Origin of the sequence: Streptomyces sp. NPDC056948, assembly GCF_042674225.1 — a bacterium.
GTDB lineage: Bacteria > Actinomycetota > Actinomycetes > Streptomycetales > Streptomycetaceae > Streptomyces > Streptomyces purpurascens.
Window position 1 is genome coordinate 1 of the sequence record NZ_JBHUQX010000775.1, and the last position, 1,770, is coordinate 1,770.

General features: G+C 70.7%; 2 protein-coding genes and 1 pseudogene. 2 read left to right on the plus strand and 1 reads right to left on the minus strand.

Annotated elements, in window-relative coordinates:
- A partial coding sequence (locus tag ACFTZL_RS44600; RefSeq protein WP_382596281.1) for a glycerate kinase occupies positions 1–161 on the minus strand: 161 nt, incomplete at its 3' end.
- 157 nt (positions 162–318) lie between these two features.
- On the opposite strand from ACFTZL_RS44600, the gene ACFTZL_RS44605 reads away from it, so the two are divergent.
- Both ACFTZL_RS44605 and ACFTZL_RS44610 read left to right on the plus strand, forming a co-directional pair.
- Positions 319–1,389 (plus strand): ADP-ribosylglycohydrolase family protein, encoded by a 1,071-nt coding sequence (locus ACFTZL_RS44605; protein ID WP_382596278.1) that lies wholly within the window; start codon positions 319–321, stop codon positions 1,387–1,389.
- 172 nt (positions 1,390–1,561) lie between these two features.
- Positions 1,562–1,770: pseudogene (locus ACFTZL_RS44610) on the plus strand (hypothetical protein); the annotation flags it as partial.

Below are 1,770 nucleotides of genomic sequence, written 5' to 3' on the forward strand. Positions count from 1 at the left end.
GCCACGGGCAGCGCCGCGACCTCGAGGTGCGGCACGGCCCGGCGCAGCCCGGCCGTCACCCGCTCGGCGACCTCGACGGCCGTCAGCGACCCCTTGAACTTGTCCGCGGCGACGAGCACCCGCTGCGTCGTTCGGGTACCGCTCACTGCAGCGTCCGCCACTTGCACTCCCCTTGCTCTCCGGGCCCTCACGCACGTCAGGGCCAGTCGCGCCGCTGTGACCTTAACCGGAGGACGCCCCGGCCGTCAGCATCTGCCCGACTCCTGGACCGGTGCCCCACCCCTCGGGCGATCCCGCGGAAACGGGTAGACCGTAACCATGACCCTCGTCGACACCGAAGCAGCGCTCGCCGACCGCATCCTCGGCGGCTGGCTGGGCCGCATCGCGGGAAACATGCTCGGCAAACCGGTCGAACAGGGCGAGGTCTGGACACGCGACCGCATCGACCGCTACCTCAGACAGGCCGCTGCCCTCCCCCTGACCGACTACCTGCCCGAGCCCGTCGGCGACGACGAGAGGGCGCTGCGGCCCGAGTGGCGCCAGTGTGTGCGCGGCCGGATCCACGGCAGTTGCCGAGACGACGACGTCGATTACGCGATCCTCGGCCTCCACCTGCTGGAGACCCACGGCTTCGGCTTCAGCACCGAGCAGGTCGGCGACCTGTGGCTGCTGCGGCTGCCGTACCTCCAGACGTTCACCGCCGAGCGGGCCGCGTACCGCAACCTGGCCGGCGGGCTCAAGCCGCCGCTGACGGCGACGTACGACAATCCGTACCAGGAGTGGATCGGGGCGCTGATCAGGGCCGACATCTACGGCTGGACCTGCCCGGGGGTGCCGCGCCGGGCCGCCTCGCTGGCCCGGCGGGACGCGGTGCTGTCGCACACCGGCAACGGGGTCTACGGGGCGATGTGGGCGGCGGCGCTGATCTCGGCGGCGTTCACGGCACCCACCGTGCGGCATGCCGTCGACCAGGCCCTGACCGTGATCCCGGCGAGCAGCCGCCTGGCCCGCACGGTGCGCCGGGTGGTCTCCCTGCACGACACCCGGATGTCCTGGGAGGACACGCTCACCACGATCGCCGAGGAGACCGTGGGGATGGGCTGGATCCACACCGTTCCGAATGCCGCCGTCCTGACCGCCGGCCTGCTCTACGGCGACGGCGACTTCACGCGCACCATCACCCTGACCGTCCGCGGCGGTCTGGACACCGACTCCAACGGCGCGACCGCGGGTTCGGTGGCGGGCGTGTTCGGCGGGGCGGCCGCCATCCCGGACCACTGGAAGGCCCCGCTGGAGGACACGGTCCGCAGTGCGGTGTTCGGCTTCGACGGGGTGCGGATCAGCGAGCTGGCGGAGCGGACGCTGCGGCTTGCGGAGTCGGAGGCCTGACCGAAGCGAACCGGCCATTTCCGGCCGGGTGCGGCGGCGGACTCGCTCTTCCGCTTCGGGATCCGGGTCTCATCGGGGCTCAGTATCAGCCACGGCTTCCCGGCGCTCCCGGCCGTTCCGCTTGAAAGCGCTTCCATCCGGCCAATTCCGGCCACTTACTCATCACTTGACGATGTCGATCAAACCCGACCGTAAAGTGATCTGGCCATTGGCTCAGTCGATCATTTCCAGTCACCCGGTCTGCGTCCCCGCGCCCGACAGAAAGCGTCTGTTTGTCATGTCTCGTCTCAGAACTGCTCTGCGTGCCGCCGCCTCCGCGACCGTCCTGACCGCCGCCGTGCTCACCGCGCCGCAGGCCGTCGCCGTCGAACAGCCCTCGGT